General features: G+C 61.6%; 12 protein-coding genes. 4 read left to right on the top strand and 8 right to left on the bottom strand.

Annotation, left to right across the window (positions count from 1 at the left end; all coding sequences use genetic code 11):
* Nucleotides 1–4 precede the first annotated feature (4 nt).
* The 6 genes from HU755_RS07910 to HU755_RS07885 form a co-directional block, all read right to left on the bottom strand.
* On the bottom strand, nt 5–655 hold the full coding sequence (locus HU755_RS07910) for a DedA family protein (protein ID WP_016773001.1): 651 nt from the start codon (nt 653–655) through the stop codon (nt 5–7).
* A 232-nt stretch (nt 656–887) separates the two neighbouring features.
* Complete coding sequence (locus HU755_RS07905; RefSeq protein ID WP_003228592.1) at nt 888–1349, bottom strand: N-acetyltransferase; 462 nt, start codon at nt 1347–1349, stop codon at nt 888–890.
* A 116-nt stretch (nt 1350–1465) separates the two neighbouring features.
* Nucleotides 1466–2290 carry an ethanolamine ammonia-lyase subunit EutC gene (eutC, locus tag HU755_RS07900; RefSeq protein ID WP_186631282.1) on the bottom strand — a complete coding sequence of 275 codons (825 nt, stop codon included), beginning with the start codon at nt 2288–2290 and terminating at the stop codon, nt 1466–1468.
* 5 nt (nt 2291–2295) lie between these two features.
* Nucleotides 2296–3690, bottom strand: coding sequence for an ethanolamine ammonia-lyase subunit EutB (locus HU755_RS07895; protein WP_186631279.1), 1395 nt, complete (start codon nt 3688–3690; stop codon nt 2296–2298).
* A gap of 52 nt (nt 3691–3742) precedes the next feature.
* Nucleotides 3743–5191: an ethanolamine permease gene (gene eat, locus HU755_RS07890; RefSeq protein ID WP_186631275.1), complete on the bottom strand. Its 1449-nt coding sequence runs from the start codon at nt 5189–5191 to the stop codon at nt 3743–3745.
* A 247-nt stretch (nt 5192–5438) separates the two neighbouring features.
* Nucleotides 5439–6959 (bottom strand): aldehyde dehydrogenase family protein, encoded by a 1521-nt coding sequence (locus HU755_RS07885; protein WP_186631272.1) that lies wholly within the window; start codon nt 6957–6959, stop codon nt 5439–5441.
* Nucleotides 6960–7261: 302 nt separating this feature from the next.
* On the opposite strand from HU755_RS07885, the gene HU755_RS07880 reads away from it, so the two are divergent.
* From HU755_RS07880 to HU755_RS07865, 4 genes are all read left to right on the top strand, one after another.
* Nucleotides 7262–9172 carry a sigma-54-dependent Fis family transcriptional regulator gene (locus HU755_RS07880; RefSeq protein ID WP_186631269.1) on the top strand — a complete coding sequence of 637 codons (1911 nt, stop codon included), beginning with the start codon at nt 7262–7264 and terminating at the stop codon, nt 9170–9172.
* 226 nt (nt 9173–9398) lie between these two features.
* Entirely contained in the window at nt 9399–10748 is a 1350-nt protein-coding gene (gene mpl, locus HU755_RS07875) for a UDP-N-acetylmuramate:L-alanyl-gamma-D-glutamyl-meso-diaminopimelate ligase (protein WP_186546775.1), read from the top strand.
* Complete coding sequence (gene ubiX / locus HU755_RS07870; RefSeq protein ID WP_186631266.1) at nt 10745–11392, top strand: flavin prenyltransferase UbiX; 648 nt, start codon at nt 10745–10747, stop codon at nt 11390–11392. The genes mpl and ubiX overlap by 4 nt, the downstream gene beginning before the upstream one ends.
* The gene (locus tag HU755_RS07865; RefSeq protein WP_186631263.1) at nt 11385–11669 is read left to right on the top strand and encodes a YceK/YidQ family lipoprotein; all 285 of its coding nucleotides are present in this window, start codon (nt 11385–11387) and stop codon (nt 11667–11669) included. Before ubiX ends, HU755_RS07865 begins: the two co-directional genes overlap by 8 nt.
* Nucleotides 11670–11797: 128 nt before the next feature.
* Here the strand turns inward: HU755_RS07865 and HU755_RS07860 are convergent, their stop codons facing one another.
* Both HU755_RS07860 and HU755_RS07855 read right to left on the bottom strand, forming a co-directional pair.
* Nucleotides 11798–12439 carry an oxidoreductase gene (locus tag HU755_RS07860; RefSeq protein WP_186546778.1) on the bottom strand — a complete coding sequence of 214 codons (642 nt, stop codon included), beginning with the start codon at nt 12437–12439 and terminating at the stop codon, nt 11798–11800.
* Nucleotides 12440–12466: 27 nt separating this feature from the next.
* The gene (locus HU755_RS07855) at nt 12467–14194 is read right to left on the bottom strand and encodes a C13 family peptidase (RefSeq protein WP_186631260.1); all 1728 of its coding nucleotides are present in this window, start codon (nt 14192–14194) and stop codon (nt 12467–12469) included.
* Nucleotides 14195–14295: the final 101 nt, after the last annotated feature.

Raw genomic sequence — 14295 nt, 5'->3', positions numbered from 1 at the left:
CGGCTTAGTGCGATTGCACTTTGGTGCCGCCGAAACGGCTGCGCACCACGCCGATGATCATTGGCACCAGCGACAGCAGGATGATGGCCACCACCAGCAGCGACAGGTTTTTCTTGATGAACGGCACGTTACCAAAGAAGTAGCCCAAGGTGACCAGACCGCCGACCCAAAGGATGGTGCCGAGCACACTGAAGCCGAAAAAGCGCGGATAGGGCATGCGTGCCACGCCGGCAACGAACGGCGCGAAGGTGCGGATGATCGGCAGGAAACGCGCCATAGTCACCGTCTTGCCGCCGTGTTTGTCGTAGAAATCGTGGGTTTTTTGCAGGTAGTCACGACGGAAGATTTTCGAGTTCGGATTGCTGAACAGCTTTTCCCCGGCCGTTCGTCCGATTACGTAGTTGGTGCTGTCGCCCATGATCGCCGCCAGCATCAGCAGGCCGCCGAGCAGCACCGGGTCCATGCCGCCGCCCGCTGCCACAGCGCCGGCGATGAACAGCAACGAATCGCCCGGCAGGAAGGGCATTACCACCAGGCCGGTTTCACAGAAGATCACCAGAAACAGGATGGCGTAGATCCACGGCCCATAGTTGTTCACCAGCAAATCGAGGTACACATCGAGATGCAGGATAAGGTCGAGCGGGTTGAAATCCATGGGGGCACCTGTATGACGGCCCGACTCGGCAGGCCTGTGCGGATGACTTCGTGTAAGCCTACAGCCGGGTGTAGTTTTTCTTACAAGCCGGAAAAGTCGGGATTATAAGGTCTGACTGATGAAAAGCGCGTCGGTTTTGTAGCGGGGAATGTCGGGTGTGATTAATTGTCGGGCGCAGGTCAGCTGTGGCGAGGGAGCAAGCTCCCTCGCCACAGAACAACCCCACTGAGGTTCAGAGTTCGTCGCTGATCGGCAGCACGTAGTTCTTGAACTCGGTGTCTTCCTTGAAACCGATGGATTCGTAGGTTTTCTGCGCCACTTCGTTGTTGCTGCTGGTCGAGACGCGCATGCGCACGGCCTGGGTTTCCTTGGCCATCTTCTTTGCGGTACGGATCAAGTTGTCGGCGACCAGTTGGCGGCGCGCGTCTTCGGCGACGTAGATGTCGTTGAGGATCCACACGCGCTTGAGCGACAGGGAGGAGAAGCTCGGATAAAGCTGACAGAAGCCCATGAGCTTCTTGTCGTCGTCATCCGCCAGGGCCAGGTAGATCACCGATTCCTTGCGGCGCAGGCGTTTTTCCAGAAAGGCGCGGGAGGAGTCCGGGTAAGGCAGGGAACCGTAGAACTCGCGATACTTGACGAACAACGGGGTCAGCAAATCCAGATGTTCGAGGGTCGCTTGAATAATCCGCATGATAGGTCTCGTCTTCAAGTGGCTGTCTTCAACTGCTCTGACGGCGATGGGAAACCCTTGGCGGCCGTGCATCGATCCTGCCTGAAACCAGCGCAGAAAGGCAATGCGGAAACGGTTCAGGTTGTAGGTGGATCCAGTAGGAAATTTCTTCGCATGTCGACGCCCTCGTCGGCCTCCAGGGTCTGGACCTGCGCTTCGTCCTTCAGATTAACCCCCGACAACTGCCGCCTGCAGGCTTCGCGCATCAGGTACAGCAAGCGATGCGCAGCCATGCCGTAGCTCAAGCCCTCAAGCCTGACGTTGGAAATGCAGTTGCGATAAGCATCGGTCAGCCCGACTTTCGGCGCGTAGGTGAAATACAGCCCCAAGCTGTCCGGCGAACTGAGGCCCGGGCGCTCGCCGATCAGCATTACGACCATTTTCGCGCCGAGCAACTGGCCGATTTCATCGCCCACGGCAACACGGCCCTGTTCGACCAACACCACCGGCGCGACGGACCAGCCATCGGCGCCCATCTGTTCCTCCAGGCGCGTCAGAAACGGCAACGTGTGGCGATGCACCGCCAGCGCCGACAGGCCGTCGGCGACGACAATCACCAGATCGACGCCGCCCGGGTGCGCCGTGGCGTAGTCGCGCAAGACCTGCGCCGATTCATCGCTCAGCTTGCGCCCCAGATCCGGCCGTTGCAGGTAACTGTTGCGATCCAGTGCGGCGCTGTGCAGCAGCAGACTGTCACGCCCGCGCTCAGTGAGTTGTGCGCTGATTTCGGCGTGATCAAAGGCCAGATGCACGGCGTCCCGCGCCTGGGCGTGGGCAAACTGAAAGTCCAGTTGCGCCCGTGTCGGCAGGCTGGTGCCGGTGCGGCCCAGGGCAATGCGTGCAGGGGTCAGGCGGCGCAGTTCCAGCCACGGGTTTTGCGGATCGACCGGTGGTTTTTCCATATGACTCATCCCAAGTGCGCCAAGGCCTGACGGAAGGCCGGCGGCAGGTTATTGCCAAAGCGAACCTTGCCGTCCGCCTGGGTGAAGATGCCCATGTTCGCCAGCCATTGCTCGAACTCCGGCGCCGGTTTCAAGCCCAGGGTCTGGCGCGCATAGAGGGCGTCGTGGAACGAGGTGGTCTGGTAATTGAGCATGATGTCGTCGGAGCCGGGGATGCCCATGATGAAGTTGATCCCGGCGACGCCGAGCAGCGTCAGCAGAGTGTCCATGTCGTCCTGATCGGCTTCGGCGTGGTTGGTGTAGCAGATGTCGCAACCCATCGGCACGCCGAGCAGCTTTCCGCAAAAGTGATCTTCGAGGCCGGCACGGATGATCTGCTTGCCGTTATAGAGGTATTCCGGGCCGATAAATCCTACGACGGTGTTCACCAGGAACGGCTTGAAATGGCGCGCCACGGCGTAGGCTCTTGTCTCGCAGGTCTGTTGATCGACGCCGTGGTGGGCGTTGGCTGACAGCGCACTGCCCTGGCCGGTTTCGAAATACATCAGGTTCTGCCCGAGGGTGCCGCGCTTCAGGCTGAGGCCGGCGTCGTAGCCTTCCTGCAAGACGTTGAGATTGATGCCGAAACTGGCATTGGCTGCCTCGGTGCCGGCAATCGACTGGAACACCAGATCCAGCGGCACCCCACGGTTGATCGCCTCGATCGAGGTGGTGACGTGCGTCAGCACGCAGGCCTGGGTTGGAATGTCGTAGCGCTGGATGATCGCGTCGAGCATCTCCAGCATCGCGCAGATCGAGGCGATGCTGTCGGTGGCCGGGTTGATGCCGATCATCGCATCGCCGTTGCCGTAGAGCAGGCCGTCGAGAATGCTCGCGGCAATGCCGGACGGTTCGTCGGTCGGGTGATTGGGTTGCAGACGGGTCGACAGGCGCCCGCGCAGACCGAGGGTGCCGCGAAATTTCGTGACCACACGGATCTTTTGCGCCACCAGCACCAGATCCTGCACGCGCATGATCTTCGACACGGCGGCGACCATTTCCGGGGTCAGGCCGGGGGCGAGGGCGCGCAGGCTGGTTTCATCCGCCGCGTCGCTGAGCAGCCAGTCGCGAAAGCCGCCAACGGTGAGATGGCTGACCACGGCGAAGGCCTGCTTGTCGTGGGTGTCGATGATCAGCCGGGTGACTTCATCGGCTTCGTAAGGAATCAGTGCTTCCTGCAGGAAGTGCGTGAGGGGGATGTCCGCCAGCGCCATTTGCGCGGCCACCCGTTCGCCGTCATTGAGCGCGGCGACCTCGGCCAGAAAATCCCCCGAGCGGGCCGGGCTGGCCTTGGCCATGACGTCTTTCAAGCTGTCGAAGCGGTAAGTCTGCGCGCCGACCGTGTGAGCAAAACTGGCCATTCAGCGTTCTCCGTGACGGCGCAGAATGCGTCTGCGCCGTGGTTTTCGACAATCAGTGCAAGGCTTGTTCAGCTTTCTGAATCGCCGCGAATTCTTCTTCCGGCGTGCCCGCTACCAAGTGATGCCGACTGTAGAAAGCAAAGTAAGCAATTAACACTCCATAGATGATCGCCGCGCCGATCACCACCCGTGGATCGACGAGGAAGCCCGCCACCACGGCGATGCACGCCAATACCAGCGCCACACCCGAGGTGAAAATGCCGCCCGGCGTGCGGTACGGCCGGTCCATTTTGGGGCGACGGATGCGCAGGGTGATGTGCGCGGCCATCATCAGCACGTAGGAAATGGTCGCGCCGAACACCGCCACCAGAATCAGCAGGTCGCCCTGACCGGTCAGCGACAAACCGAAACCGATAATGCCCGGGATCACCAGCGCCAGCACCGGCGCTTTGCTTTTGTTGGTCTCGGACAGTTTGCGTGGCAGGTAGCCGGCGCGCGACAGCGCGAAGATCTGCCGTGAATAGGCGTAGATGATCGAGAAGAAACTGGCGATCAGTCCGGCCAGGCCGACCAGGTTGACGAAGCTGCCCATCCAGGTCGAGCCGCCGTAGGCTTTGCTCAGTGCTTCGACCAGCGGGTTGCCGGAGGTCAGTAACGCATTGGCACCTGCGCCGCCGGGGCCAACGATGAGAATCAGCAGGGCGAACATCAGCAGCACCAGCATGGCGCCGATCAGGCCGCGCGGCAGGTCGCGCTTGGGGTTCTTGGTTTCTTCAGCGGCCAGCGGCACGCCTTCGACGGCGAGGAAAAACCAGATCGCATACGGAATCGCTGCCCAAACGCCAACATAGCCGAACGGCAGGAACGGGCTGGCGCCGGCAGCAGCGGTCACCGGGATGTCGAGCAGGTTGGCGACATCAAAGTGCGGCACCATCGCCACCAGAAACACCCCCAGCGCCAGCGCAGCGACGGCGGTAATGATGAACATCAGCTTGAGCGCTTCGCCGACCCCGAAAATATGGATCGCGATGAAGATGATGTAGAACGCCAGATAGATCATCCAGCCGCCGATGCCGAACAACGACTCGCAGTAGGCGCCGATGAACACCGCAATGGCGGCGGGGGCAATGGCGTATTCGATGAGGATTGCGGTGCCGGTGAGAAAACCACCCCACGGTCCGAACGCACTGCGGGCGAAACCGTAGCCGCCGCCAGCGGTGGGGATCATCGACGACAGTTCGGCCAGAGAAAAACACATGCACAGGTACATGGTCGCCATCAGCAACGTGGCGAGGAACATGCCGCCCCAGCCACCTTGGGCGAGGCCGAAGTTCCAGCCGGCGTAATCGCCGGAGATCACATAAGCGACGCCCAGCCCCACCAGCAGGACCCAGCCGGCGGCGCCTTTTTTCAGTTCGCGTTGTTGGAAGTAGTCCGTGCCGACTTTTTCGAAGTCGACGGAGGAAGTTGCCGGTTGCGGATTTGCATGATCGCTTGGCATAAGCTGTTACCTGTTTTTATTGTTTTTATCCAACCTGTTCGCTGGAGTGGCGCATTACCCCTGTGGGAGCGGGCTTGCTCGCGAAAGCAGTGTGTCAGTGACCTGGATATTGAAGGTATGACCGCCTTCGCGAGCAAGCCCGCTCCCACAATGGATGTGTGGTCGCACGCAATTTCCTGTGGGAGCGAGCCTGCTCGCGAAAGCTATATAAGGGGCGATGCAGTAATCACTGCCTCGCCCCGTCCGCTTAAAAGAACCCCAACGGATTGATGTCGTAGCTCACCAGCAGATTCTTGGTCTGCTGGTAATGGTCGAGCATCATCTTGTGCGTCTCACGCCCGACGCCGGACTTCTTGTAACCACCGAACGCGGCGTGCGCCGGGTACAGGTGGTAGCAGTTGGTCCATACGCGACCGGCCTTGATCGCCCGCCCCATGCGGTAGGCGCGGTTGATGTCGCGGGTCCACAGGCCGGCGCCGAGGCCGAACTCGGTGTCGTTGGCAATCGCCAGGGCTTCGGCTTCGTCCTTGAAGGTGGTGATGCTCACCACCGGGCCGAAGATTTCTTCCTGGAACACGCGCATCTTGTTCGTGCCCTTGAGCAGGGTTGGCTGGATGTAGTAACCGGTGGCCAGGCTGCCCTCGAGTTTTTCCACCTTGCCGCCAGTCAGCAGCTCGGCGCCTTCGCCCTTGGCGATTTCCAGGTACGAAAGAATCTTGTCGAATTGCTGCTCCGACGCTTGCGCGCCGACCATGGTCTCGGTGTCCAGCGGATCGCCGCGTTTGATCTGGCTGACTTTCTTCATCACCGCCTGCATGAATTCGTCGTAGATCGATTCCTGCACCAGCGCGCGGGAAGGGCAGGTGCACACTTCGCCCTGGTTGAAGAACGCCAGCACCAGACCTTCGGCGGCTTTTTCGATGAAGCTCGGCTCAGCCTGCATGATGTCTTCGAAGAAGATGTTCGGCGACTTGCCGCCCAGTTCCACGGTGGATGGAATGATGTTTTCCGCCGCGCATTTCATGATGTGCGAGCCGACCGGGGTCGAGCCGGTGAAGGCAATCTTGGCGATGCGCTTGCTGGTCGCCAGTGCTTCGCCGGCTTCTTTGCCGAAACCTTGCACGACGTTGAGTACGCCCGGCGGCAGCAGATCGCCGATCAGTTCCATCAGCACGCAGATGCCCAGCGGGGTTTGCTCGGCGGGCTTGAGCACCACGCAGTTGCCGGCGGCCAGCGCCGGCGCGAGCTTCCACGCGGCCATCAGCAGCGGGAAGTTCCACGGGATGATCTGGCCGACCACGCCCAGTGGTTCATGGATGTGATAGGCCACGGTGTTGCCGTCGATTTCCGCAGCGCTGCCTTCCTGAGCGCGCAGGCAACCGGCGAAGTAACGGAAATGGTCGGCTACCAGCGGGATATCCGCGTTAAGGGTTTCGCGGATGGCTTTGCCGTTGTCCCAGGTTTCGGTGATCGCCAGCAGTTCGAGGTTTTCTTCGATGCGGTCGGCGATTTTCAGCAGGATCAGCGAGCGCGCCTGCACGGAGGTTGCGCCCCACGCATCGGCGGCAGCGTGGGCGGCGTCCAGTGCCTTGTCGATGTCTTCGGCAGTGGAACGGGGGAATTCGGCAATCGGCTGGCCATTCACTGGCGAAGTATTGGTGAAGTACTGACCTTTGACCGGCGCGACGAACTCGCCGCCGATGTAGTTACCGTACTTGCTCTTGAACGAGACTTTGGCGCCTTCAGTACCGGGGTGGGCGTAACGCATGATGATGTTCTCCTTGGCTTTGTACTTATTAGAGAAACGCGCAAGTGCGCTTGCTATAAGCGTAGAGCAAGGCTCGGGCCACTGCCGTGCAGCTCAGGCAAATCAAGGGCTTGGCGGGTTTCTGTCGGACGAGCGGATTTGCGCTGTGACGGTTTCGGTACAGCAGGCGTGACAATTTGTACCGCTTTCGGCACAGCCCGTGACCGGACAGTCTTGCCAGCATTGCAATGCGCCGGTTGCTGGAGGATGCTGGGCCTCACCTCATGCTTTGGGCCCTCGCGCCTCGGGGAGAACAATAAGAAATGCACGACAACCATTTGAGTCGCCACGCCCGTCAGGTTCTCACTGTCACCCAGGGCAAACCGCACCTGCACGGCCCCGGTGCCGATCCGTCGATCGCCCGCTCGTGGCTGCGCTGTCTGGAGGACTATCACCTCGATCCTTCGGTGACCATGGCGCCGACCGTGCTCGAGCACGGACGCGTGCTGGAAAGTCGCGAGCGCTTGCAGCAAGTCCTGCAGATCGCCGGCACCGAAATGAGCAGCCTGCATCAACAACTTTCCGGCGTTGGCCACGCGGTGCTGCTGACCGATGCCCGCGGGGTAATCCTCAACTGCGTCACTGCGCCGGCCGAACGGAAGATTTTCGAGCGCGCCGGGCTCTGGCTCGGCGCCGACTGGAGCGAGGCCTGCGAAGGCACCAATGGCATCGGCACGTGCCTGGTCGAGCGCCAGGCGCTGACTATTCATCAAAACGAGCACTTTCGCGGCCGTCACACCGGGCTGACCTGTTCGGCGAGCCCGGTGTTCGATCCGCATGGCGAACTGCTGGCGGTACTCGACGTCTCCTCGGCCCGCCCGGACGTCTCGCGCCAGAGCCAGTTCCACACCATGGCGCTGGTCAATCTGTCGGCAAAGATGATCGAAAGCTGTTACTTCCTGCGCTGTTTCGACAATCAGTGGTTGTTGCGTTTTCATCTACAGGCCGAGTCCGTCGGCTTGTTCAGCGAGGGGCTGCTGGCGTTTGACGGCGAAGGGCGGATCAGTGCGGCGAATCAGAGCGCGTTGAACCTGCTCGGGCATGTTCGCGGTGGTTTGCTGGGAAAACCCGTCGAGGCGTTTTTCGATTGTTCGCTGGATGACCTGCTTGGCCGAGCGAGCGCTATTGCCAGCGCCAGTTGGCCGCTGCGCACCCGCGACGGACGCCATCTGTTCGCCGTGGTGCGCGGCGAATCGCGCAAGCCGACGCCGGTTTTCCCCACGCCGATCGCGACGCCTGCGCCACGTCTGTCCGGCATCTGCCTTGGCGACGAGGCATTGCAGGCCGATTTCCGCAAGGCCCTGCGCGTGTTCGAGCGCGACGTGCCGCTGTTGATCAACGGTGAAACCGGCTCGGGCAAGGAAGCGTTCGCCAAGGCGGTGCATCAGGCCAGCCAACGCTCAGGCAAAGCCTTCGTCGCCCTCAATTGCGCAGCCATCCCGGAAAGCCTGATCGAGAGCGAACTGTTTGGTTATCGCGGTGGCAGCTTCACCGGTGCGCGCAAGGATGGCATGCGCGGCAAGTTGCAGCAGGCCGACGGCGGCACTTTGTTCCTCGATGAAATCGGTGACATGCCGCTGGCCTTGCAGACCCGTTTGCTGCGCGTGCTGGAGGACCGGCAGGTGGTGCCGATTGGCGGCGAGCCGGAAGCGGTCAACGTGCGGATCATCAGCGCCACCCACCGCAATCTGCTTGAGCGGGTCGCAGACGGCAGCTTCCGCGAGGATTTGTATTACCGGCTCAACGGGCTGGAAGTGGCGTTGCCGGCATTGCGCGAGCGCAGTGACAAGGCGCAGTTGCTGGATTTTCTGTTGGCTGAAGAGGCGGGCGGCGAAACCATCCTGATCGACGAGCCGGCCCGTCAGGCATTGCTGGGGTTCAATTGGCCGGGCAACGTGCGGCAGTTGCGCAATGTGCTGCGCACGCTGGCAGCGTTGTGTGATGGCGGGCGGGTCGGGGTTGAGGATTTGCCGGTGATGATTCGGCAGGCGCGGCCGGCGGTTTTGGCGCAGGAGTCTTGCGCACAGCCGCTGGACGATGCCGAAAGGCTGGCGCTGCTCAATGCACTGGAACAGGCACGCTGGCACATGACGCACACGGCTGAGCAACTGGGCGTGAGCCGAAATACGCTGTATAGAAAGCTGCGCAAACACGGCATAGCCCGCTCTGCCTGATTTCCACCAATCCTGTGGCGAGGGAGCTTGCTCCCGCTGGGCTGCGAAGCGGCCCCAAGACCAGTGCATCCGGTTCAGAAAGATGAACCGCATGTGCTCAATTTACGACTGCTGCGCAGTCGAGCGGGAGCAAGCTCCCTCGCCACAAGGGTCAGGCCGACAAAGCTAAAGAGTGCCATTTCCCCCTCCCTACGCTAACCTGCGGCCATGTTTTACGAGGTCGACTATGCACATTCATATTCTGGGTATCTGCGGGACTTTCATGGGCTCGATGGCGGTGCTGGCCAAAGAGCTGGGCCATCACGTCACCGGTTCCGACGCCAACGTCTATCCGCCAATGAGCACGCAACTCGAGGCCCAAGGCATTCAGCTGACGCAGGGCTACGACCCGGCGCAACTCGATCCGGCACCGGATCTGGTGGTCATCGGTAACGCCATGTCCCGTGGCAACCCGGCGGTGGAATATGTCCTGAACAAAGGCCTGCCGTATGTGTCCGGGCCGCAGTGGCTGGCCGATCATGTGCTGCAAGGTCGTTGGGTGCTGGCAGTCGCCGGTACCCACGGCAAGACCACCACCAGCAGCATGCTCGCCTGGGTACTGGAACACGCCGGTATGAGTCCGGGTTTCCTGATCGGTGGTGTACCGCAGAATTTCTCGGTGTCGGCGCGGCTGGGCGGTACGCCGTTCTTCGTGATCGAGGCTGACGAATACGACAGTGCCTTCTTCGACAAGCGTTCGAAATTCGTCCACTACCGTCCGCGCACGGCGATCCTCAATAACCTTGAATTCGATCATGCGGACATCTTCCCCGATTTGCCAGCGATCGAGCGGCAGTTCCATCATTTGGTGCGCACTATTCCAAGCGAAGGACTGGTCATTCATCCGACCACTGAGCCGGCTTTGCAGCGCGTGATCGAAATGGGCTGCTGGACCCCGGTGCAGACCACCGGTGCCGGCGGTCAGTGGCAGGTCAAATTGCTTAGTGAAGACGGCTCGGCGTTCGAAGTGCTGTTCGAAGGTGTGTCGCAAGGCACCGTCGAATGGGAGTTGACCGGTCAGCACAACGTCGCCAACGCCTTGGCTGCTTTGGCCGCCGCGCGGCATGTCGGCGTGGTGCCGTCGATGGGCATCGCCGGATTGAGCGCGTTCAAGAACGTCAAGCGGCGCATGGAGAAAGTCGCCGAAGTGCGCGGCATCACCATCTACGACGACTTCGCCCACCACCCGACCGCCATCGCCACTACCCTCGACGGCCTGCGCAAACGTATTGGCGATGCGCCGCTGATCGCGATCATTGAACCGCGCTCCAACTCGATGAAGCTCGGCGCGCACCGTGACGGCTTGCCGGACAGCGTGGCCGATGCCGATCAGGTGATCTGGTACGCCCCGGCCAACCTCGGCTGGGACCTGGCGGCGACCGCGGCGTTGTGCACTGTGCCGTCGATTGTCAGCGACTCGCTGGAGGGCATCATCGAGCGCGTGAAGAGCCAGGCACAACCCGGCACCCACGTGGTGATCATGAGCAACGGCGGCTTCGGCGGCCTGCACGGCAAGCTTGCCGAGGCGCTGCAATGAACACGTTCTCGCAGCACGGCGGCCCGGAGCGCATCACGCTGGCGATGACCGGCGCGTCCGGCGCCCAGTACGGCTTGCGCCTGCTTGATTGCCTGGTGCGTGAAGATCGCGAGGTGCACTTTCTGATCTCCAAGGCCGCGCAGCTGGTGATGGCCACAGAGACCGATGTTTCCTTGCCGGCCAAGCCGCAAATGATGCAGGCCTTTCTGACCGAATACACCGGCGCCGCCGCCGGGCAGATTCGTGTGTACGGCAAGGAAGACTGGATGTCGCCAGTCGCTTCCGGCTCCGGTGCGCCAGCGGCGATGGTGGTGGTGCCGTGTTCGACCGGCACGTTGTCGGCGATTGCCACGGGGGCCTGCAACAACCTGATCGAGCGCGCGGCGGACGTCACGTTGAAAGAGCGCCGCCAGTTGATTCTGGTGCCGCGCGAGGCGCCGTATTCGAGCATTCATCTGGAGCACATGCTCAAGCTGTCGAACATGGGCGTGACGATTCTGCCGGCGTCGCCAGGCTTCTATCACCAGCCGCAGACCATCGACGACTTGATCGATTTCGTCGTCGCGCGGATTCTCAATGTGCTCGGCATCCCGCAGGACATGCTGCCGCGTTGGGGCGAGCATCATTTGAGCAGCGATGAATAAACTGCTGGTGATTGTTCTGGCGGCGCTGCTGACTGGCTGTGCCACGGCGCGCACGCTCGATGCGGCTAAACCGGGCGCACCGGTGGTGTACGCCGGGACGCGGCTGGATTTGTACGCGTTGAATGGCGGCTGCTGCGCGGTGGACCGGTTTGGTGTTGAGGCGCCGAGCTATCCGGGCGTGGACCTGCCGGCCAGTGCGTTGCTCGATACGCTGTTGTTGCCGTTGTCGTTGCTCACGGTGATTGGCGTAGGTTTCCAGGCAACCGGCGGATTGTAGGGGAGCGCACAACCTCTGTGGCGAGGGGATTTATCCCCGTTGGGGTGCGAAGCGCCCCCCAAATTTTAAAAGCGACGACTGCTGCGCAGCCGAACGGGGATAAATCCCCTCACCACAAAGTCCCGGAGTTATTTGCCTAACTTGCGCAACTCATCCGACTCAATCACCCGCACCCCATCCTGCTCCTCCAGCGCCAACCGCCACATCGCCCGCGCAAGCTGGCACGCTTCGATACCGCGGTACTTGCCCGGAATCAGTTTCGACAACGGCCCGGCCAATTGCTCGGCCAGACGCGGTTCCGTACGCTCGCCCAATAATAGCGAAGGCCGGCAAATGGTCAGTTGCGGCCAGTCCTGCGCACGCAAGGCCTGTTCCATTTCACCTTTGACCCGGTTGTAAAACACCGAGGATTTCGGATCGGCGCCAATCGCACTGATCACGATCAGGTGCCGCGCGCCCATTTCCCGCGCGCGTTTGGCGAACGCCACGACCATGTCCAGATCCACCGCGCGAAAGGCGGCTTCGGAACCGGCCTGCTTGATCGTGGTGCCGAGGCAGCAGTACGCGATATCGACGCGTCCGGCGAGCTGCGGCAGAAAAGCCTGCGGATCGCCGACCGGGTTTTCCAGATGCGGATGCTCGGCCAGTGGTCGACGGGAAGGGGCGAGGACGCGGGTGATCGTGGGCTCGTTGAGCAAGCGGTCGAGTAGATGTTCACCGGTCAACCCGGTGGCTCCGGCAAGCAATACATGCTGAGGCGTCAAGTACATAAGGTCTCTCCCTTGATACTGTTCAGCTTAGTTGCCTTTTGTTGGCGCGTCGTTCAACACCGCACTTTGCAATGCTTTGCGCGCTTGCTGTTTGCGCAGCAACTGCCAATGCGACAGCACGGTCTTCGGCGCCCAGATTTGCGGCTCCGACGCTTCGAAACCGTCCGCCAGTTCACGCTCGGCGACCGTGGCCCTGGCCAGTTTGAAGGCTTGCTCCAGATCATCGGTCTGGTTCAGCGCCTGGGCAAACAGCGCGTCGCCGAAATAAGTGAAGTTGGCCTCTTCCGAACAGCCGAAGGACACCCGATCGGCGCGCGAGGCGGTCATGATCAGGGTGCGCTGATCTTTCAGCGCCGGGATGAAACCGCCGGAATAGCACGATGAAATGACGATGACCTTGTCGCGGTTTTTCAACGGTGCGAGCACGGCGGCGAGTTCGTCGGCGGGCAGGTCGGCCAGCTCCATTCGCGGCTGGTCCAGTACCAGTTCATGTTCGGCGGTGCCGTGGCTGGTCAGGTAAATGAACAACAAGTCTTCCGGACCGCTGCGTTCGGCGAGGGTCTGCGCAGCGCGGCGCAGGTTTTCGCGGGTGGCCATGGGGCGGTCGCCGAGATGGTCGCGGTGGTTGACCAGACGAATCTGGCCGAAAGCGCCGAAACGCGTGTTGAGCATGTTGGCGACGTAATCTGATTCGCGCAGGAACACGCTTTGCTTGCCGTCGCCGCCCAGAGTCAGGGTGTACAACTCGACCGTTGGAGTCGAAGCGGGAATCGCCGCCAGGGCGTCATCGAGCAGGCGCCCTTGGGCGATCAGGCCGAGTTCAAGGGTATCGGGCAGTAACTTGCCGTCGGCATCGCGCACCCGCTGGCCGTTGATCCAACTGCCGCTGAGCACGCTGCCGTCGGTCAGCACCAGAGTGCCGCGCCCGGAATAGCTGTCGTTGTCAAAGCCGCCGATGTAGAAACTGCCATCGGACAGGTTCAGGCGACCCTGGCCGCTGAAGCGCCAGTCAACGAAGCTGCCGATGTAATGGCTGCCGTCGGCGCCGATCAGTTCGCCCTTGCCGGTCAATGCGCCTTCTTTGAACTGGCCAAGCCAGACATCGCCATCGGCGTTTTCGTAGCGGCCCTTGCCGTGCAATTGATTGTTCTTGAAGCTGCCGACATAGATGTCGCCGTCGGCGCTGTTATAGGTGCCGTTGCCTTCCAGCTGACCGTTGACGAAATGGCCGCTGAACGAATTGCCGCTGGCATCGCCGCGCTGGCCTTCGCCGTTGGGTTTGCCATGGGCGAACTGGCCTTGATAGGAGCTGCCGTCGTCCATTTCCAGACGACCGAGTCCGGAATACTGATCAGCCTTGAACTCGCCGCGATAGGTCATGCCGTTTTCTTTCAGCGTGCCTTCGCCGTCGCGCCGCCCCTGCTTGAAGCCGCCGGTGTAACTGCTGGCGTTGGTGGTCAGGCTGCCCTGGCCGTCGAACAGACCTTGCTGAAACTGGCCGCGATAGACTTCGCCATTGCTGCCGTGCCATTCGCCTTGCCCGTGCCATTGACCCTGATCGAACTGCCCGGCGTACCAACTGCCATTGGGGTAGTCGACGCGGCCCTGGCCTTGCAGCAAGCCATTGACCAGCTCACCGCGATAGCGTCCGCCATCCGGCAGGCGCGCATCTGGCGGCAACAGCGATTCACCGTCGCCGCAAGCGGTGAGCATCAGGGTCAGGGCAAGGGGTGCAAGACGAGCGAGTGAGCGCATAGCGGGATCCGGGCAATTAGGCGACCGAGTATGCCGCAGCTATGCGTCGCATATATAGAGACGTGACGCGAAACAGCGTGTGCTGCTTCGCATACGGAACG

The organism is Pseudomonas sp. SWRI111, assembly GCF_014268555.1.
Classification (GTDB): Bacteria; Pseudomonadota; Gammaproteobacteria; order Pseudomonadales; family Pseudomonadaceae; genus Aquipseudomonas; species Aquipseudomonas hamedanensis.
This window is presented reverse-complemented; position numbering and strand designations above follow the sequence as displayed.

What these genes read in the sequence shown, in the direction of transcription:
- HU755_RS07910 (WP_016773001.1), bottom strand. Translation starts at nt 655, where the DNA reads ATGGATTTCAACCCGCTCGACCTTATCCTGCATCTCGATGTGTACCTC.
- HU755_RS07905 (WP_003228592.1), bottom strand. Translation starts at nt 1,349, where the DNA reads ATGCGGATTATTCAAGCGACCCTCGAACATCTGGATTTGCTGACCCCG.
- eutC (WP_186631282.1), bottom strand. Translation starts at nt 2,290, where the DNA reads ATGGAAAAACCACCGGTCGATCCGCAAAACCCGTGGCTGGAACTGCGC.
- HU755_RS07895 (WP_186631279.1), bottom strand. Translation starts at nt 3,690, where the DNA reads ATGGCCAGTTTTGCTCACACGGTCGGCGCGCAGACTTACCGCTTCGAC.
- eat (WP_186631275.1), bottom strand. Translation starts at nt 5,191, where the DNA reads ATGCCAAGCGATCATGCAAATCCGCAACCGGCAACTTCCTCCGTCGAC.
- HU755_RS07885 (WP_186631272.1), bottom strand. Translation starts at nt 6,959, where the DNA reads ATGCGTTACGCCCACCCCGGTACTGAAGGCGCCAAAGTCTCGTTCAAG.
- HU755_RS07880 (WP_186631269.1), top strand. Translation starts at nt 7,262, where the DNA reads ATGCACGACAACCATTTGAGTCGCCACGCCCGTCAGGTTCTCACTGTC.
- mpl (WP_186546775.1), top strand. Translation starts at nt 9,399, where the DNA reads ATGCACATTCATATTCTGGGTATCTGCGGGACTTTCATGGGCTCGATG.
- ubiX (WP_186631266.1), top strand. Translation starts at nt 10,745, where the DNA reads ATGAACACGTTCTCGCAGCACGGCGGCCCGGAGCGCATCACGCTGGCG.
- HU755_RS07865 (WP_186631263.1), top strand. Translation starts at nt 11,385, where the DNA reads ATGAATAAACTGCTGGTGATTGTTCTGGCGGCGCTGCTGACTGGCTGT.
- HU755_RS07860 (WP_186546778.1), bottom strand. Translation starts at nt 12,439, where the DNA reads ATGTACTTGACGCCTCAGCATGTATTGCTTGCCGGAGCCACCGGGTTG.
- HU755_RS07855 (WP_186631260.1), bottom strand. Translation starts at nt 14,194, where the DNA reads ATGCGCTCACTCGCTCGTCTTGCACCCCTTGCCCTGACCCTGATGCTC.